Here is a 16,538-nt window from a genome sequence, read left to right as displayed (position 1 = left end):
TTGACCGCTCCGATCCAAGCACCGGCCGCGAACAGCAGGCATCCCAGCCAAAACTGCCGGCGCACCTGCTTGATGGATGCGAAGCTTGCTTTCATTCGATTGCTCATTCCATTTCCCCCTAAAATTAGGCTGAGGCGAATATCCTCTACGGACGGGCATAGATTGTACTAATCCATACAGCAAGCCAAGCTTGCCGCGAAAGGAGCCCGTTCATCGATGAATCATTTTTATGTGTTCAACGGAAGGAAAATCAGGCGTTATTTCTTCTTGGCCGTGGCCGTCATTTTTGCCGCCGGTGTCATTTATACCGAGAAGGACCAGATCTCCGTGTTCGCGAACGATCAGCCCGCCGCTATCTATGATGTGCCGACCAGCAAAAAAATCATTGCTTTGACCTTCGACATCAGCTGGGGAGAAAAGCGCGCGGAGCCGATCCTTGAGATCCTGAAAGAGAAAAACGTCAAGAACGCAACGTTCTTCCTCTCCTCTCCCTGGGCGCAAACTCATCCGCAAATCGTCAAATCCATCGCTGACAGCGGCTGGGAGATCGGCAGCCACGGCCACAAGCACGAGAACTACAGCAAGCTGACCGACGAGGAGATCAAGACCCAGATCCAGACAGCCCACTCCATCCTTACCCAGGAGACGGGAAAAGCACCCCAGCTCATCCGCCTCCCCAACGGGGATTTTGACAAAAGGGTGCTTCAAGTTTCGGAAAGCTTGGGCTACAAGGTCATTCAATGGGACACCGACTCCCAGGACTGGATGAATATCGGAACCCAAAACATTGTCGACCGCGTGCTCAAGCGCGCCCATCCCGGCGATATCGTGCTGCTCCATGCCAGCGATTCCGTGAAGCAGACCCATGAAGCGCTCCCGATTATCATCGACCAGCTGCGCAGCCAGGGTTATGAATTCGTCAGCGTCTCCCAGCTGATCAGCGGCACGGAGGCTTCCGGCAAGGAAGTGCGGGACAACGGCGTCTCCAGCGAGCCGGTCACCATCAATATGTAGGCAGCCGCAAGAATTGCTTCAGGCCGTCTTCGCCTCCGGCGCGTCGACGGCTTTTCTGCTGCCCGTAATGCGGTGGAGAAGCAGAATCTGGTAGGCATTGCAGACGACAAGCGGAGCCATCATGAAGAGGATGGCGCTGGTGCTTACACTGCCGTCATCTCCAGGCTGGAAGCTGGGCCATGCCTCGATCGCGGTCACGACCACCATCAGGAACAGCGTCGGGATGAAGGCATGGTTGTTCGTCATCCGGCTCTTCCATGCTCCGACCGCCCAAGACACGGCAGCGATTCCAAGCGGCAGCGCCCAGAAGACGACATTGCCCAGGTCGCCGCGGGCGCCGTATAGGACATAACCGAGAAAGCCGAGCGCGAAGATCGTCGTATACGCTTGCAAGGCATTCCAGAGATAAGCTTTGCGGAATACGCTCAGGGCGATGTAGTTGACCGTCAGATAAGCAAAGAAGCCCATCTGGCTGAAGGCGCCGATCAGCAAGCCCACCAGCATCATGTTGAAGAGGTTGAAGCCGAACCCGGACCAGCCGAATACGCTGAAGCTCTTATCGGTCAAAAGCATCAGGACCCCGACGATCAATGTCGTCGCGGCGCCCAAGGCTAGCGTTGTCCAGAACAGGTGAAACCACTTGCGGATCGTCATGCGGATGTATCCCCCCAGAGAAGTTGGCCATATCCTTCATCTTACCATGAACGGAATAAAAAGCTAAGGCTTTCCCTGATATTCGCCCTTCCCTTCGCGCATACTGTACGTATCATCGCCGCTATCCTACACTTGGCGGCACAGCGAAGAAAGGGGAACCTCGACATGAAGCTCAAGCGGGCCTTGTACTGCTTTTCGATATCGGCTTTTGCTGCCGTTCTGCTGACTGGATGCGGCGCCGAGCCGCAAGGAGGAGGCGGCCAGCAGACCAGCTACAAAGACATGAAATCCATGGTGATCGACATTCTCAAGACCGAGGACGCCCAAAAAGCGCTGCAGGAAAGCCAAATGAGCGCTGCGGGAACGTCGAGCAGCGGCATCAAGTCGCTGTCGGTCCAGGATGCGGAGAGCGTGCGCATGGCTGTCAAGGAAACGATCACATCGCCGGATTACGACAAAGTGATCAAGCAGCTGATGACGGACACCCGTTTTGCAGGCGATTTCGCCAAAGCGGTCAACAAAGAAAACAAGGATATCCACAAAGAGCTGATGAAAGATCCCGGATACCAGAAGGAATTGATCTCGGCGATGAAAACGCCGGAGATGGACAAGATGATTCTCGAAGTGCTCATGAGCTCGCAATACCGCAAGCAGGTCATGACCATCATGCAGGAATCGATGTCCAATCCGCTCTTCCGCGTGGAAATCCTCGACCTGCTCAAAAAAGCGGTTCAGGAGGAGCTTCGCGTCAAGCCGGGCGAGAAAGTGGATACAAGCTCCGGCGGTGGCGGCGAAGGCGGCGACAGCGGCGGTGAAGACGGCGGCGGTGGAGGCGACGACAGCAAGGATAGCGGCGAAGGCAGCGGAACATCAAGCTGATGAGGCAGATAGGCGGCGACGACAGCAAGGATGGCAGCGGAGGCAGTCGAACATCACGATGTTGAGGCGGTCAGGCGGCGACGACAGTCGAACATCACGATGGTGAAGCAGACAGGCGGTTGAGCTTTATGCCAGGCTTTCAGCAAAGCAGGCAGCTAAGGATGACGCCAAAAAGGGCAGCACCCGGATCGAACCGGGGCTGCCCTTTTTGAATGGCAAGGAAGACAATCAATGAGCCGGCGCCAGCTTGATCACCTGATCGGCCAGCTCCAGATAGATGGTTCCCGTCTCCGTCTCCGCCTTGTAGACCGACGGAGAGAAGTCCGGCTCGGAGACATGGTTGTCCGGGGCGCCGAGAGGCACTTGAGCGAGCAGCGAGGTGTGGAGCGTCTCCGCCAGCTTCGCCCCTCCCCCGCGTCCGAACACATACTCTTTCTCGCCGGTGGACGGGCTCAGGTAATAGGACATGTTCTCCACGACACCAAGGATCTCATGCTGCGTCGTGATGGCCATCGCGCCGGCGCGGGCTGCGACGAAAGCGGCTGTCGCATGAGGGGTCGTCACGATGATTTCCTTGCTCTGCGGCAAGATCTGGTGAACGTCGAGCGCGACATCGCCCGTGCCCGGCGGCAAGTCCAGCAGCACATAATCCAGCTCGCCCCACTCGACCTCCTGGAAGAAGTTGCGGAGCATCCGGCCAAGCATCGGGCCGCGCCAGACGATAGGGCTGTTGTCCTCGACGAAGAAGCCCATCGAGATGACCTTCACGCCGAAGCGCTCGATCGGCTCAATCCGGCCGTCCACGATCTCCGGCCGCGATTCGATGCCCATCATGTCGGGCACGCTGAAGCCGTAGATGTCGGCATCGATCAAGCCGACCCGCTTGCCCCTGCGGGCGAGCGCCACCGCCAAATTGACGGTGACGGTCGACTTGCCGACGCCGCCCTTGCCGCTGGCGACGGCAATGAACTGCGTGCCGCTGCGCTCCGCAAGCAGCGGCAGCGCCTCCAGGCCCGCCCCGTGCCCCCGCACGGGTGCGGCGCCTGTGCCTGCGCCGGCAGCGGGCTTCGCCTCCGCTGCCGCGCCCGGGGCGCCTGCCGCGGCGGCAGCTGCGCCGCCGGCGGGCGCCTCGAGGGGCCCGCAGCCGCAGATGCACGGCTTCGGCCCCTGTCCGCGCCAGCGCTTCGCGCAGCGCGGCTTCCAGCGGCGGCTGCGCGCCGCCGCCGGGGGTGAGGACGGTCAGCGATACCTGACCGTCCCTCACCATAATATCGCGGACGGCAATCCCGTCCGCGGCAAAAGCGGCCGTCACCGAATTGACGGCCTCTATCACGAGTTCACGTGTAAGCATGTTCCACTCTCCACCTTCCGCATAAATCCATTCCATTATAGCATAATGAAATCGGATTTCTCTCCTCTCCTACGGCTTTGCGGCAGGAGATGGAAGCGGCGAAGACGGGCTGGAGGAGCTGCCGGAAGGGCGCTCCCCGCTGCTGTAGCGGAGAATGCCCTGATAGACCGCCGCCGCCACCTGCTTCTGGTAACCGGCGTCGCCAAGCCTGGCGGCCTCGCCCGGATGCGACAGGAAGCCGACCTCGACAAGAGCGCTCGGAACCGTATCGACGGCTTTGAGCAGATACACCGTATTGGGAGCCTTGGCGGCCACGCGCTCCGTATTCTGCAGGTTCACGCGGATCTCGTCCTGGATGAGGGCGGCAAGCGCGGCATTGCCTTCATGATTCGGATAGTAAAACGTCTGGGCTCCCGACCATTTCGGGGAAGGAATGCTGTTCATGTGTATGCTGATCATAAGATCCGCTTGATGCTCCTTCACGAATTTGGCCCTCTGCGCCAAATCCTCGCTTTTCCTTTTTCGGTAGGCCTTCGTATCCGGGGAAGCGAGATCGTTGTCCCCCTCCCTCGTCACGTATACTAGGGCGCCCGATTGCTGCAGATAATCCCGCAGCTGGAGCACGATCGCCAGGTTGAGATCCTTCTCGACCATGCCGCTTTTGCTGACGGCGCCGCCGTCCGGTCCGCCATGTCCCGCATCCAGCACGATCGTCTTGCCGCTCAGCGGCATCGACCAGTCGCTCCAGGTGCGGGCCGCCGGCATCTGCTCCGTCAGCATCCAGGCGAGAATCGCCAGCATGCCCGCGATAATGCCCAGCCGGGTCCAGCCCCGCGCATTCATCCAGACGACAAAGCGCCTGCGGCTGCGGTACAGACCATGCCTATTTTCTCCGGCCGCTTTTTTTATCAAAAAAACACCCCATCCCGCATACATGATCGGCAGCCGCGGGGCTCATGCAGCAAGCCATCCGCGCTCTAATCATTTATATGGGACAGGGCGTTCATTCATTCCGGTTTGTCCGGCTCAAGCGTTCGCAGGCTGCTCCTGCATGCCTTCGATGAGAATCTGGGCCACTTCCGGGCGGGAGAACTCCGGAGGCGGACAGATGCCTCCGCGCAGCATCTCGCGCACCTTCGTGCCCGAGAGCGCCACATGCTCCGACTTGTCATGCGGACAAGTCTTGCTCGTGGCCATGTTGCCGCATTTCTTGCAGAAGAAGCTGTGCTCGAAATACAGCGGGGTGATGTCCAGATCCTCCGCAGGGAACGTCTTCAGCAGATCCTGGGCCTCATAGGTGCCGTAGTAATCGCCGACTCCGGCATGGTCGCGCCCGACGATGAAATGCGTGCATCCGTAATTCTTGCGCACGAGCGCATGGAAGATCGCTTCGCGCGGGCCCGCGTAGCGCATGGCCGCCGGGAACACCCCGAGAAACGTCCGGCTCTCCGGATAGTAATTGTCCAGCAGGGCCAAATAGCTCTTCATCCGCACATTGGCCGGCACATCATCCAATTTCGTCTCTCCGACCAGCGGATTGAGGAAAAGGCCGTCTACAATCTCCATCGCGCATTTCTGGATGAATTCATGGGCGCGGTGGACCGGATTGCGCGTCTGGAAGCCAACGACGGTTTTCCAGCCTTTGTCGGCGAAGATCTGGCGCGTCTGGACCGGATCGAAATAGAACTCGCCGAACTTTTCCGGCTGCGGCCGGTTCAGCACGGTGATGGGACCGCCCACATACGTGTTCGGCCGGGAAAAGAGCTTCTTGACGCCGGGATGCTCGAGGTCGCCGGTCTTGAACACCTGCACGGCTTCATGCTTCTGATCGACCGAATAAACGCTCTCCACGTCCAGCAGCGCATAAACGACTCCATCCTCGCCCCTGAGAGCGACGCGCTGTCCCGCCGACAATTCGGAAGCGAAGGCTTCATCTACAGCCAGCGTAATCGGAATGCTCCATACGATTCCGCTTGTCAGACGCATCCGGTCCACGACCGAACGGTAATCCTCTTCGCCGAGGAATCCCGTCAACGGCGAGAACGCTCCGACGCCGATGAGATCGAGATCCGAGATCGTCCAATTGTCTACGGTCAAAGCCGCAAGGCCGCCTGCTTCCTGCAGCAGACGCTCGCGCTCGGCTCCTTCGGCGATCCGGTTCACCAGTTCTCCGCCATGAGGCTTGATGCTTGCCATGTCCTTATCCTCCCCGCGGCTCATTTATGCAGTCCGCATTCGGTTTTGTCGTTGCCGGACCAGCGTCCGGCGCGAGGATCCTCGCCCGGAGCGACTTGGCGCGTGCACTGCTCGCAGCCGATGCTCGGGAAGTTGCGGTCATGCAGAGGGTTGTAGATGATTTCATTCTCCCGGATATAGTTCCAGACATCCTCGGAAGTCCAATGCGCGATCGGGTTGAATTTGACGAGCCCGAATTTCGTATCGTACTCGATCTTCTTGGCGTTGGCGCGCGTAGGAGCCTGATCGCGGCGGATGCCGGTGATCCACGCCTCGTACTGGGACAGGATGCGGGTGAGCGGTTCGACCTTGCGGATGTTGCAGCAAGCGTTGGGATCGCTCTTCCACAGCTCCCCGCCATGCTGCGCCGCTTGTTCCTCCGGCGTGAGCACCGGCTTCACCTGAACGAATTTGATGCCGTATTTGGCTTCCATCCGGTCGCGTGTCTCATATGTCTCCGCAAAGTGGAAGTCGGTATCCAGATAGAAAATGTCCGACCGCGGGCTGACTTTCTGCAGCATGTCGACGAGAACGACGTCCTCGGCTCCGAAGCTGCAGGCAAACGTAATATTCGGGAAGGTGTCGACTGCGTATTTGAGGATTTCCTCCGGCGATGCCGTTTCCAGCTTAACCGCCTGCTCGGTAATCAGGGCTTCTTTTTCCAAAAGGTTCAAGGTGGTTCCCCTCCTAATCATCAATACCAAGTAATAAACTATGCTTTACTATGATTATAAGGGGAACGATGCCGTTGAGCAATTGTTTAATTCACCAAAAAAGCCCGAAATTCCTTGCTGTATAAGGGTTTCTTATCCAAGGGATAAGGCTACCTTATGCGGTAGACTCCATCCTTGTCCGCGTTGCGGGCAAGCTCCGTCAAGTACTCGAAGAAAGCATCGCGGTTCACGTCGTCCACGACCGTGACCTTTCTTCCGTCTTCCTTTTCCACCGTGCGTCCTTGAGAAGGACCGGAAGGAATGACGTCGCAAGTCGCATCTCTCGAGGATACGAGCTCAGGCTTGCCGATGATCGCGGTCGTCAGGACATCCCACAGGTAATAAGTGGAGTTGGTGGCGAAGTGAACGAGCGGAGGAACGGTCGCATAACATTGGCCCAGGAAGTCGATTCCCTCGTGACGGCGGTTTTGCGCCCACTCCTTGCGGGTTTCCACCATGAGCGGCACCTTGTTCGTGCTTTCCAGCGCGACCATGTCGATGGCGATGCCGCTGTCCCATACACGCTTGGCTGCCTCCGGATCCCAATAGCTGTTCCATTCCGCCGTGCCGTCATGCTCGGGCTCATGCACGTTGCCGTCCGGGAGGAACGTTCCGCCCATCCAGTACAGCTTCTCGATTTTGCTTTCAAGGGTGCTGTCCGCATCGAGAGCTCGGGCAAGATCCGTGAGCGGACCCGTGAACAGCAGCGTCACCGGCTCCTTGCTCGCCAGAAGCTTGTCCACGATATCCAGATGCGCCGGCTTCGCCGCCTCTTTCGTGAGGACCTCTGGACGCTCATTCAGCAAAGGAAGGGCATCGACATAGAATGCGTGCATGCGCCAATCCTTTGGAAACGGGTTCTTTCCCCGGGAATTGGAACGGGCTACTTCCAATCCCTTCAGCTCCGGAGCGCCATAACGGTCGATGATCTTGCGGCTCGCCGATACGGCCGGCTCCACGTAGCAATCCGCATCGATCACGGATACGCCGATCAGATCGACATCCCTCATCTGCAGCAGCAAAAAGAGGGAGACGAGATCGTCGACGCCTCCGTCATGATTGAAGTAAACGGGTTTCTGGGTATTCGAATTCATTGGTCATCTTCCTTTCTTATGTAAGCCTCGGTGATGGATCCCTTCATTGCCTTCGACGAATAAGTGTTCCTTCAACCAAGACCATAGGCTGCCTCTTTTGCGATTGCAGTCCTATATATCCTTCGCCAGCCACCTACAAAAAACACCTTTTCCGCGACAGCGGAAAAGGTGCTTGTAGAACATATTAACGTTTGGAGAACTGAGGAGCACGACGAGCTGCTTTGAGGCCGTACTTCTTACGTTCTTTCATCCGCGGGTCACGCGTCAGGAAGCCTGCGCGCTTCAGGGATGGACGGAACTCCGGATCTGCTTTGAGCAGAGCGCGGGAGATGCCGTGACGGATGGCTCCGGCTTGACCGGAAGTGCCGCCGCCATGCGCGATGACGATAACGTCGTATTTGCCGACTGTTTCCGTCAGGGCAAGCGGTTGTTTAACGATCAGCTTCAGCGTTTCAAGACCGAAGTAATCATCCATTTCGCGCTTGTTGATAATGATTCGTCCTTCACCCGGCACGAGACGTACGCGTGCTACGGAGTGCTTACGACGACCAGTTCCATAGTATTGAACTTGAGCCATTGTAGGGTCCTCCTTCTAATTAACCGCGCAGCTCGTAAGCTACCGGATTTTGTGCTTGGTGCGGATGTTCCGATCCAGCGTATACTTTGAGCTTCAGCTTCATTTTGTTGCCGAGACGGTTTTTAGGAAGCATGCCGTGTACGGCGTACTCAACGAGGCTCTCAGGCTTCTTGATCAGCTGGTCCTTGGCAGGAGTCACTTTCAGACCGCCTGGGTGCATGGAGTGACGGTAGTAGTTCTTGTCATTCCATTTGTTGCCGGTCAGAACGATTTTCTCTGCGTTGATGACAACGACGAAATCGCCGGTGTCGATATGTGGAGTGAATTGCGGCTTGTGCTTGCCGCGGATCAGGCTTGCAACTTCGCTGGCAAGACGGCCAAGCGTTTGGCCTTCAGCATCAACGATGTGCCAGTTGCGTTGAACTTCGGTAGGCTTAGCCATATAAGTGGAGCGCATGAGGGGATCCTCCTTCAATGTTTACGATCATTTATCATGAAACACACGTTTCAAGGTCAATTATCATGGTAGGTTGTTGCTTGTGTTGCCTTTCGGGTTGTGACTTTCTTACGCGGGGCTGTGGGAGAGCCAATAAGAAAGCACAAGTTATATATTACAATAACGGAGCGCCCAGTGCAAGGATTTTTGGAATCGAATCACGATAAAATCACGATAACAGACCGGTATATTTATCCTAGGAATCTGTTCCAACCATCTGTTGACAGGATTGCTCTCCATAATCCACTTCAACCAGCGTCAATCCATAAGGAACGGCCGTCGGACCGGCTGCTTGACGATTCTTGGCCAGAATGATTCCGCCCATCGAATCCGGATCCAGCTTGCCTTTGCCGACGAGCAGCAGCGTACCGGTTATGATCCTGACCATATTGTAAAGGAAGCCGTTCCCCGTCAAGTAAAGATCCAGGTTAGGGCCCTCCTGCCGAAGCTCCGCCTCGTAAATCGTCCTCACATGCGAGGTTTTGTCCGAATGGACCGTTGTGAACGATGTGAAGTCATGTTCGCCAACGATATATTCAAGCGCTCTGCGCATGGCCCCGACGTTCAACTGTGGTGCTGGATGATGAAAATGATAATTACGGCGGAAGACGTCATTGAACTTGCCCGTATAGATCGAATAGCGGTATGTCTTGCGCTTGGCTGCATACCTGGAGTGAAATTCCAGCGGCACTTCCACCGCATTCTCCACAATTCTAATATCGGAGGGCAGCCGGCTGTTGAGAGCCAGGGACCACCGTTCGACCGCTATCTGCGCCTCGGTGTAAAAGTTGAATACCTGACCCAGGGCATGCACTCTGGCATCCGTGCGTCCTGAGGCCGTGATATGGGTCTTAGCATCCGTAAGCACCTCGATAGCCTGCTCAATGACGTCCTGGACCGTATTCCCTCCCGGCTGGGATTGAAATCCGCTGTAGGCGGTGCCGTCGTAGGCTACCTTCATCCGTATGTTTCTCAAAGCTTTTCTCTCCTTGGCCGCCTTTGAAAATTCTATCCTTGGCTTTGCAAAGATTCCTCGTGTTCAGACTGCCTGCCGGCTCCGCCGCTGCGCAATCAAATGATCGTTCCGATCGCTGTTGAAGCCGTATTTCCTGATCAGATTCAACAGGGTTGAAATCCGTCTTCAAAGGCGAACACTAACGTTTCTCCACGATTCATTCGATTGCTCCGCTGCTATGTGCAAGCATCTTCCATCGCGGAACCTTTGCATCCCGTCTGAAATTCCACACGCCTCCAAAGGGGTCAAAGGCATGCTGCACGGCCAGCCGGAGGGCAAAAGAAAAAAGGTGGCCGCTTAGGTCCACCTTTTGCTTGCCGCCGGCAGCGGCAGCGGGTGCTATTTACGCGCGGTCAACCAGTTCGAGGAAGACCATAGGAGCCGAATCGCCGCGGCGAGGTCCCAGCTTGAGGATACGAGTGTATCCGCCAGCGCGCTCGGAGTAGCGGCTCGCAAGTTCCGAGAACAGCTTTTGGATTGCGTCCTGCTCTCCGTCGATCGTCTCGCGGCGCACGTATGCAGCCACTTGACGGCGGGCGTGGAGATCTCCGCGCTTCGCTTTCGTGATCAGTTTTTCTGCAATCGAACGCACTTCTTTCGCTTTCGCTTCGGTCGTTTGAATGCGCTCGTACAGGAACAGGTCGGTAACAAGGTCACGGAACAGTGCTTTCCGCGCGCTTGCGTCGCGTCCCAGTTTAGAGTATGCCATCGATTTCCCCTCCTTGATGCTTATTCTTCCGTGCGGAGGCCAAGACCCAGCTCTTCGAGCTTCTCCTGAACTTCTTCCAAAGACTTGCGGCCCAGGTTGCGGACCTTCATCATGTCTTCTTCCGTCTTCAGGGTCAGTTCTTGAACGGTGTTGATGCCAGCACGTTTAAGGCAGTTGTAAGAACGGACGGACAGGTCCAGTTCCTCGATCGTCATCTCGAGAACTTTCTCCTTCTTGTCCTCTTCCTTCTCAACCATAATTTCCGCGTCTTTAGCTTCATCGGTCAGTCCGACGAACAGGTCCAAATGCTCGGTCAGAATTTTAGCGCCGAGGCTTACAGCCTCTTCGGGGCGGATGCTTCCATCCGTCCATACTTCAAGCGTCAGCTTGTCGTAGTTGGTCACCTGACCGACACGTGTATTCTCAACGCTATAGTTCACACGAGTAATTGGCGTGTAAATCGAATCAACGGGGATGACGCCAATCGGCTGGTCTTCACGCTTGTTGCGGTCTGCTTGCACATAACCGCGGCCGCGATTGGCGAAAATCCTCATATGGAGCCGTGCGCCGGAAGCCAAGGTTGCGATATGAAGATCAGGGCTGAGAATCTCGACATCGCTGTCTGCGCGGATGTCGCCCGCCGTTACGTTCCCTTCGCCTTCTGCATCAATTTCCAGCACCTTCTCTTCGTCGGAGTGGATCTTGAGCGACAGGCCTTTCAGGTTCAGGATCATTTCGGTAACGTCCTCCATGACCCCCGGAACCGTGGAAAACTCGTGAAGAACTCCGTCAATCTGCACGGACGTCACTGCCGCGCCGGGAAGCGACGAGAGCAGGATGCGGCGAAGCGAGTTTCCGAGTGTCGTGCCGTAACCCCGTTCCAGGGGCTCGACGACAAATCGGCCATACGCTCCGTCGTCACTCAGCTCAACGGTTTCGATTTTCGGCTTTTCGATCTCAATCACTATAGTACCCTCCTTCAAAACGTCGCTCCGTATCAATAACGTTCAATGGCGTCAAATCATGTAGTATGCCAAACCTTCACAACCATTATTCACAAGTTGCAGCAATTTGATACCACAGACCGACGAACTATACGCGACGGCGTTTCGGCGGACGGCAGCCGTTGTGAGGAACCGGAGTTACGTCCTTGATCAGGTTCACTTCGAGGCCAGCGGCTTGAAGGGAACGGATCGCGGCTTCACGGCCGGCGCCAGGTCCTTTAACCATGACTTCAACGGCTTTCATGCCATGTTCCATAGCGGCTTTAGCAGCGGATTCAGCAGCCATTTGAGCGGCGTAAGGCGTGCTTTTGCGCGAGCCTTTGAATCCGAGGTTGCCGGAGCTTGCCCAGGAGATGGCGTTGCCGTGCGGATCCGTAATCGTGACGATCGTGTTGTTGAACGTCGAGCGGATGTGCGCTACGCCGGATTCGATATTCTTCCGGTCACGGCGTTTGGTGCGAACCACTTTTTTAGGTTTAGCCATTGTTCTTTATCCCCCCTTATTTCTTCTTGTTCGCTACAGTCCGACGAGGACCTTTACGCGTACGGGCGTTGGTCTTCGTGCGTTGTCCGCGAACCGGCAGACCGCGGCGGTGGCGGATACCACGGTAGCATCCGATTTCAACAAGACGTTTGATGTTGAGGGAAATCTCGCGGCGGAGATCGCCTTCCACTTTAACAGACTTGTCGATTACTTCGCGCAGCTTGCTTACTTCGTCTTCCGTGAGGTCGCGAACGCGCGTGCTTGCGCTGACGCCAGTTTCAGCCAGGATCCTCTTAGCGGTCGTTTGACCGATGCCGAAGATGTACTGGAGAGCAATCTCAACGCGCTTGTCGCGCGGCAAATCCACACCAGCTATACGTGCCATGGGCAGTGTCCTCCTTTCTTAACCTTGTCTTTGTTTGTGTTTCGGATTTTCGCAAATGACCATAACGTTGCCTTTGCGGCGAATGACTTTGCATTTCTCGCAAATAGGCTTAACCGAAGGTCTGACCTTCATTGGTAATTACCTCCCGATTCCTTCTTCCGTCGAACCCGCGGTTCTACTTCCGATAGGTAATGCGTCCTCTGGATAAATCGTAAGGCGACAACTGGATAACCACTTTGTCTCCGGTCAGAATACGGATAAAGTGCATTCTGAGCTTGCCGGATACATGAGCGAGAATCTGGTGACCGTTCTCCAGTTCAACCCGGAACATGGCGTTAGGCAGCGGTTCGATAACCGTTCCTTCGACTTCAATGACGTCTTCCTTGGCCATCCTCATTCTCCTTTCGATCAGCGTACTTCTGTATGACGAATCTAAGCTTGGCATTGGTCACCCGGCCCGTCTCGGACATGCTGTCCGAAACTTCGCTGCTGAGAGCCGGCAGTAACTGAAGATGCTGGATGTTTTTCTTCTTCGGCGAGTCGAAGCGCCGACCGTCTCCATCGGCGATCAAGACGAACCGGTCGTCGATCAATCCGATGATGATGGCGCAGCTGCCCTCGTCCTTGCCTCGAAGCACTTTGACAAGACGGCCGATCTGAGCCAGCGGATCCAAGTTCCTCTTACTCCGAATCCGGCAGCTTCGTCAAAATCTCGCAGCCGTTCTCCGTGACCGCAACCGTGTGCTCGAAATGAGCGCACCAGGAGCCGTCAACCGTTACAACCGTCCAATTGTCCGTCAGTGTCCGGACATAACGCTCCCCGATGTTCACCATCGGCTCGATGGCCAGCACCATGCCTGGTTTGAGCCTCGGGCCCCGGTCCGGAATGCCGTAGTTCGGAATCTGCGGCTCTTCGTGAAGATCCTGGCCGATTCCGTGACCTACATATTCGCGAACGATGGAGAAGCCCTCGTCTTCCACCGCTTTCTGGATGGCGTGCGAGACCGTATACAGCCGAACATCCGGTTTGACCTGTTCAAGCCCGGCGAACAGCGAACGTTCGGTGACCTCCAGCAGGCGGGAGACTTCATCCGTAACCGTCCCTACCGGATAGGTCCAAGCCGAATCCCCGTGGTAGCCCTCGTACTGAGCGCCGATATCGAGCGTGATGATATCGCCTTCGTTCAGCTTGCGGGATCCAGGGATGCCGTGCACCAGTTCTTCGTTGACAGAAGCGCAAATGCTGCCAGGAAATTGATTGTAGCCTTTAAACGACGGAATAGCGCCTTGACTGCGAATGTAGCGATCGGCGATATCATCCAGCTCGCGGGTCGTAATGCCCGCCCGCACAGAAGCAGCCATAAGACGGTGTGTCTCGGCTACTATGCGTCCCGCCTCTCTCATGAATCGCAGTTCGGCTTCAGACTTGCAGATTATCATTCGTTCGAACCCCGCAGAGCGGCAACGATCTCGGCCGTTACTTGGTCAATTTCCTTCTCTCCGTCCACTTCGCGCAGCAAGCCTTTGCCGCCGTAGTATTCCAGAAGAGGAGCCGTCTTCGAGATGTACTCGTCGAGGCGTGTACCGACCTTCTCCTCGGTGTCGTCCGAACGCTGGTAAAGCTCTCCGCCATCCTTGTCGCAGATGCCTTCAACCTTGGGAGGGTTGAACATCACGTGATAAGTGGTGCCGCAGGTTTTGCAGATGCGGCGTCCCGTCAGCCTGGCGAGCAGCAGACCGCGATCGACATGTAGGTTGACTACATGGTCGATGCCGCGTCCCATTTCCGCCAGCATGGCGTCAAGCGCTGCAGCTTGCTGAAGAGTGCGCGGGAAGCCGTCCAGCAGGAAGCCTCTCTCGCAATCAGCCAGCAGCAGGCGTTCCCGCACGATCCCGTTGGTGATTTCATCCGGGACAAGAAGACCTTGATCCACGAATTCCTTCGCCTTCTGGCCAAGCGGAGTGCCCTGCTTCATCGCCAGCCGGAACGCATCGCCGGTGGAGATGTGAGGAACGTTGAACTTTTCTACGATTCTCTCGGCCTGGGTGCCTTTGCCGGCCCCCGGAGGACCCATGAAAAGAATGTTCATCCTGTCTTCCTCGCTTTAAGCACAATAGGCACGCGCGGGCCGACCACTACCTCCAGCTGGAGCCAGCAAGCCGCCCGTTCGAAGCCCAGTGTTATTTATTGATAAACCCTTTGTAGTGACGCTTGATCAATTGGGTTTCGATCTGCTTCATCGTGTCGAGAGCGACGCCGATGACGATCAGCAGCGAAGTACCGCCAAGCTGAATCGAACGATCCAAGCCGGCCAAGGATCCGAACAGTATCGGCATCAGCGAGATAACCGCCAGGAACAGAGCTCCGAAGAGGGTTATGCGGGACATGACGCGCGTAATGTAGGTCGAGGTCGGTTTGCCCGGGCGAACGCCTGGGATATAGCCGCCGTTCTTCTTCATTTGATCCGCCATCTGTACAGGGTTGATCTGCACGAAGGTGTAGAAGAAGGTGAAGCCGATAATCAGTATAACATAGATCACCATGCCGAGCGCCTTATCGTAGCTCAGGTGGTTGATGATCCATTGAGCCCAGCTGTGGCCGGACCAGAACTGAGCGATCGTCGATGGGAACATCAGCAGCGATACCGCGAAGATGACCGGGATAACCCCTGCGCCATTGACCTTCAGCGGAATATGCGTCGATTGTCCGCCGTACATCTTGCGTCCGACAACACGCTTGGCGTATTGGACAGGGATCTTGCGGATGCCCTGTTGGACGAAGATGACGCCGACGAGCACGGCCAGAACCACAATCAGAATGGCCAGAACCTTCAGCACGCCCATGAATACTTCACCAGGCTGATCCACGAAGTACGTCGTGTAGATCTTCCCGATGTGGCCCGGCATGGCCGCGATAATACCCGCGAAGATAATTACCGAGATGCCGTTGCCGATGCCGCGCTCCGTAATCTGCTCGCCCAACCACATGAGGAAGGCTGTACCGGCCGTCAGGATGACGGCGATCATCGCATAGGTAGCGAAGCCCGGATTTTGAACCAGTTCCATGTTAGTGAGACGATTGAAGCCTACTGCCGTGGCAAAGCCCTGAACAAGACCCAACACAATGGTACCATAGCGCGTAATCTGCGCCAGTTTCCGTTTGCCGTTCTCGCCTTCCTTGGCCCATTCTGCGAAGCGCGGAATGACATCCATGGAAAGCAGCTGCACGATGATCGATGCCGTGATGTACGGCATGATTCCGATCGCGAAGATCGAGAATTTGAAGAGCGCGCCGCCCGTGAACGTGTTCAGCAAACCGAACAGATCCGAACCTTGGTTATTGCTTGTGAAGACGCTCTTGTCGATGTTGGGCACCGGAATGAAGGAACCGATGCGGTATACAAGCAAAATGAAAAGGGTAAAGAGGATCCTCTTGCGAAGGTCTTCCACTTTCCAAATGTTTGAAACCGTCTTGAACAATTAGATCACCTCGGTTTGACCGCCGGCAGCCTGGATCTTCTCTACCGCAGATTGAGAGAACTTGCTTGCTTTAACCGTAAGTTGAACCGTTACTTCGCCATTGCCGAGAATCTTGATTCCTGCGAGAGGGTTTTTGATGATGCCCTTCTCAACGAGAACTTCAGGAGTTACTTCGGAGCCAGCTTCAAATACATTCAACTCTTCGATGTTGACAATCGCGTACTCTTTGCGGAATGGATTGTTGAAACCACGCTTAGGCAGACGACGATACAGCGGGTTTTGACCGCCCTCGAATCCAGGACGCACGCCGCCGCCGGAACGGGCATTTTGACCTTTATGGCCTTTGCCCGCCGTTTTGCCGTTGCCGCTACCGATACCGCGTCCTTTGCGGAACGGGCTCTTGCGGGAACCTTCAGCTGGTTTAAGATCATGCAATTTCATCGTTCGT

General features: G+C 56.2%; 22 protein-coding genes and 1 pseudogene (1 of these 23 cut by a window edge). 2 read left to right on the top strand and 21 right to left on the bottom strand.

Annotation, left to right across the window (positions count from 1 at the left end; all coding sequences use genetic code 11):
* Positions 1 to 107: the 5' end (the start) of a stage II sporulation protein M gene (locus CIC07_RS03515; RefSeq protein WP_083688740.1), read on the bottom strand. 520 nt of this gene lie to the left of the window's left edge; the window shows 107 of its 627 coding nt (coding positions 1-107); it begins with the start codon at positions 105 to 107; its stop codon lies off the left edge, out of view.
* Between the two features lie 109 nt (positions 108 to 216).
* Between CIC07_RS03515 and pdaB the strand changes: the two genes are divergently transcribed.
* The gene (gene pdaB, locus CIC07_RS03510) at positions 217 to 1,014 is read left to right on the top strand and encodes a polysaccharide deacetylase family sporulation protein PdaB (RefSeq protein WP_076360251.1); all 798 of its coding nucleotides are present in this window, start codon (positions 217 to 219) and stop codon (positions 1,012 to 1,014) included.
* 18 nt (positions 1,015 to 1,032) lie between these two features.
* On the opposite strand, the gene CIC07_RS03505 is transcribed toward pdaB, so the two are convergent.
* Complete coding sequence (locus CIC07_RS03505) at positions 1,033 to 1,668, bottom strand: KinB-signaling pathway activation protein (RefSeq protein WP_076360249.1); 636 nt, start codon at positions 1,666 to 1,668, stop codon at positions 1,033 to 1,035.
* A gap of 165 nt (positions 1,669 to 1,833) precedes the next feature.
* Here CIC07_RS03505 and gerD point away from each other — a divergent pair, with 165 nt between their 5' ends.
* Positions 1,834 to 2,547 carry a spore germination lipoprotein GerD gene (gene gerD / locus CIC07_RS03500; protein ID WP_094248329.1) on the top strand — a complete coding sequence of 238 codons (714 nt, stop codon included), beginning with the start codon at positions 1,834 to 1,836 and terminating at the stop codon, positions 2,545 to 2,547.
* Positions 2,548 to 2,775: 228 nt separating this feature from the next.
* On the opposite strand, the pseudogene CIC07_RS03495 reads toward gerD, so the two are convergent.
* The 19 genes and pseudogenes from CIC07_RS03495 to rplO all read right to left on the bottom strand — a co-directional run bounded on the left by CIC07_RS03495 (position 2,776) and on the right by rplO (position 16,531).
* Positions 2,776 to 3,898, bottom strand: a pseudogene (locus CIC07_RS03495) (Mrp/NBP35 family ATP-binding protein).
* 69 nt (positions 3,899 to 3,967) lie between these two features.
* Complete coding sequence (gene cwlD / locus CIC07_RS03490; RefSeq protein WP_076360259.1) at positions 3,968 to 4,774, bottom strand: N-acetylmuramoyl-L-alanine amidase CwlD; 807 nt, start codon at positions 4,772 to 4,774, stop codon at positions 3,968 to 3,970.
* A 150-nt stretch (positions 4,775 to 4,924) separates the two neighbouring features.
* The gene (gene sat, locus CIC07_RS03485) at positions 4,925 to 6,094 is read right to left on the bottom strand and encodes a sulfate adenylyltransferase (protein WP_076360245.1); all 1,170 of its coding nucleotides are present in this window, start codon (positions 6,092 to 6,094) and stop codon (positions 4,925 to 4,927) included.
* A gap of 20 nt (positions 6,095 to 6,114) precedes the next feature.
* Positions 6,115 to 6,807, bottom strand: coding sequence for a phosphoadenylyl-sulfate reductase (locus tag CIC07_RS03480; protein ID WP_076360243.1), 693 nt, complete (start codon positions 6,805 to 6,807; stop codon positions 6,115 to 6,117).
* Between the two features lie 149 nt (positions 6,808 to 6,956).
* Positions 6,957 to 7,940: a nucleoside hydrolase gene (locus CIC07_RS03475; RefSeq protein ID WP_076360241.1), complete on the bottom strand. Its 984-nt coding sequence runs from the start codon at positions 7,938 to 7,940 to the stop codon at positions 6,957 to 6,959.
* Positions 7,941 to 8,124: 184 nt separating this feature from the next.
* The gene (rpsI, locus tag CIC07_RS03470; RefSeq protein ID WP_021878300.1) at positions 8,125 to 8,517 is read right to left on the bottom strand and encodes a 30S ribosomal protein S9; all 393 of its coding nucleotides are present in this window, start codon (positions 8,515 to 8,517) and stop codon (positions 8,125 to 8,127) included.
* A 19-nt stretch (positions 8,518 to 8,536) separates the two neighbouring features.
* The gene (gene rplM / locus CIC07_RS03465; RefSeq protein WP_048743578.1) at positions 8,537 to 8,974 is read right to left on the bottom strand and encodes a 50S ribosomal protein L13; all 438 of its coding nucleotides are present in this window, start codon (positions 8,972 to 8,974) and stop codon (positions 8,537 to 8,539) included.
* A 235-nt stretch (positions 8,975 to 9,209) separates the two neighbouring features.
* Complete coding sequence (truA, locus tag CIC07_RS03460; RefSeq protein ID WP_076360239.1) at positions 9,210 to 9,989, bottom strand: tRNA pseudouridine(38-40) synthase TruA; 780 nt, start codon at positions 9,987 to 9,989, stop codon at positions 9,210 to 9,212.
* A gap of 382 nt (positions 9,990 to 10,371) precedes the next feature.
* Complete coding sequence (rplQ, locus tag CIC07_RS03455) at positions 10,372 to 10,737, bottom strand: 50S ribosomal protein L17 (RefSeq protein ID WP_048743581.1); 366 nt, start codon at positions 10,735 to 10,737, stop codon at positions 10,372 to 10,374.
* Positions 10,738 to 10,757: 20 nt separating this feature from the next.
* Positions 10,758 to 11,702: a DNA-directed RNA polymerase subunit alpha gene (locus tag CIC07_RS03450; RefSeq protein ID WP_049868849.1), complete on the bottom strand. Its 945-nt coding sequence runs from the start codon at positions 11,700 to 11,702 to the stop codon at positions 10,758 to 10,760.
* A 127-nt stretch (positions 11,703 to 11,829) separates the two neighbouring features.
* Positions 11,830 to 12,225: a 30S ribosomal protein S11 gene (gene rpsK, locus CIC07_RS03445; RefSeq protein ID WP_021878306.1), complete on the bottom strand. Its 396-nt coding sequence runs from the start codon at positions 12,223 to 12,225 to the stop codon at positions 11,830 to 11,832.
* A gap of 16 nt (positions 12,226 to 12,241) precedes the next feature.
* On the bottom strand, positions 12,242 to 12,610 hold the full coding sequence (gene rpsM, locus CIC07_RS03440; protein ID WP_048743584.1) for a 30S ribosomal protein S13: 369 nt from the start codon (positions 12,608 to 12,610) through the stop codon (positions 12,242 to 12,244).
* A gap of 18 nt (positions 12,611 to 12,628) precedes the next feature.
* Complete coding sequence (gene rpmJ, locus CIC07_RS03435; RefSeq protein ID WP_021296640.1) at positions 12,629 to 12,742, bottom strand: 50S ribosomal protein L36; 114 nt, start codon at positions 12,740 to 12,742, stop codon at positions 12,629 to 12,631.
* 43 nt (positions 12,743 to 12,785) lie between these two features.
* Positions 12,786 to 13,001: a translation initiation factor IF-1 gene (gene infA / locus CIC07_RS03430; RefSeq protein WP_048743586.1), complete on the bottom strand. Its 216-nt coding sequence runs from the start codon at positions 12,999 to 13,001 to the stop codon at positions 12,786 to 12,788.
* Positions 12,979 to 13,284 carry a KOW domain-containing RNA-binding protein gene (locus tag CIC07_RS03425; RefSeq protein WP_076360237.1) on the bottom strand — a complete coding sequence of 102 codons (306 nt, stop codon included), beginning with the start codon at positions 13,282 to 13,284 and terminating at the stop codon, positions 12,979 to 12,981. Before CIC07_RS03425 ends, infA begins: the two co-directional genes overlap by 23 nt.
* Positions 13,285 to 13,291: 7 nt before the next feature.
* A complete protein-coding gene (gene map / locus CIC07_RS03420) occupies positions 13,292 to 14,050 on the bottom strand; it encodes a type I methionyl aminopeptidase (protein ID WP_021878309.1) in 759 nt (252 codons plus the stop codon).
* Positions 14,047 to 14,700 (bottom strand): adenylate kinase, encoded by a 654-nt coding sequence (locus CIC07_RS03415; RefSeq protein WP_021878310.1) that lies wholly within the window; start codon positions 14,698 to 14,700, stop codon positions 14,047 to 14,049. The genes map and CIC07_RS03415 overlap by 4 nt, the downstream gene beginning before the upstream one ends.
* 91 nt (positions 14,701 to 14,791) lie before the next feature.
* Positions 14,792 to 16,090: a preprotein translocase subunit SecY gene (secY, locus tag CIC07_RS03410; RefSeq protein ID WP_021878311.1), complete on the bottom strand. Its 1,299-nt coding sequence runs from the start codon at positions 16,088 to 16,090 to the stop codon at positions 14,792 to 14,794.
* Entirely contained in the window at positions 16,091 to 16,531 is a 441-nt protein-coding gene (gene rplO / locus CIC07_RS03405; RefSeq protein ID WP_048743590.1) for a 50S ribosomal protein L15, read from the bottom strand.
* Positions 16,532 to 16,538: the final 7 nt, after the last annotated feature.

The organism is Paenibacillus sp. RUD330 (assembly GCF_002243345.2).
GTDB lineage: Bacteria > Bacillota > Bacilli > Paenibacillales > Paenibacillaceae > Paenibacillus_O.
Note: the sequence above shows the minus strand (reverse complement) of the source record. Positions and strands in the feature narration are given on the sequence as shown.

Bases quoted from the DNA above. Each gene is read 5' to 3' on its own strand.
- rpsI (WP_021878300.1), bottom strand. From the start codon at position 8,517: ATGGCTCAAGTTCAATACTATGGAACTGGTCGTCGTAAGCACTCCGTA.
- sat (WP_076360245.1), bottom strand. From the start codon at position 6,094: ATGGCAAGCATCAAGCCTCATGGCGGAGAACTGGTGAACCGGATCGCC.
- gerD (WP_094248329.1), top strand. From the start codon at position 1,834: ATGAAGCTCAAGCGGGCCTTGTACTGCTTTTCGATATCGGCTTTTGCT.
- CIC07_RS03475 (WP_076360241.1), bottom strand. From the start codon at position 7,940: ATGAATTCGAATACCCAGAAACCCGTTTACTTCAATCATGACGGAGGC.
- pdaB (WP_076360251.1), top strand. From the start codon at position 217: ATGAATCATTTTTATGTGTTCAACGGAAGGAAAATCAGGCGTTATTTC.
- map (WP_021878309.1), bottom strand. From the start codon at position 14,050: ATGATAATCTGCAAGTCTGAAGCCGAACTGCGATTCATGAGAGAGGCG.
- rpsK (WP_021878306.1), bottom strand. From the start codon at position 12,225: ATGGCTAAACCTAAAAAAGTGGTTCGCACCAAACGCCGTGACCGGAAG.
- CIC07_RS03415 (WP_021878310.1), bottom strand. From the start codon at position 14,700: ATGAACATTCTTTTCATGGGTCCTCCGGGGGCCGGCAAAGGCACCCAG.
- rplO (WP_048743590.1), bottom strand. From the start codon at position 16,531: ATGAAATTGCATGATCTTAAACCAGCTGAAGGTTCCCGCAAGAGCCCG.
- infA (WP_048743586.1), bottom strand. From the start codon at position 13,001: ATGGCCAAGGAAGACGTCATTGAAGTCGAAGGAACGGTTATCGAACCG.
- CIC07_RS03505 (WP_076360249.1), bottom strand. From the start codon at position 1,668: ATGACGATCCGCAAGTGGTTTCACCTGTTCTGGACAACGCTAGCCTTG.
- rplQ (WP_048743581.1), bottom strand. From the start codon at position 10,737: ATGGCATACTCTAAACTGGGACGCGACGCAAGCGCGCGGAAAGCACTG.
- rpmJ (WP_021296640.1), bottom strand. From the start codon at position 12,742: ATGAAGGTCAGACCTTCGGTTAAGCCTATTTGCGAGAAATGCAAAGTC.
- rpsM (WP_048743584.1), bottom strand. From the start codon at position 12,610: ATGGCACGTATAGCTGGTGTGGATTTGCCGCGCGACAAGCGCGTTGAG.
- rplM (WP_048743578.1), bottom strand. From the start codon at position 8,974: ATGCGCTCCACTTATATGGCTAAGCCTACCGAAGTTCAACGCAACTGG.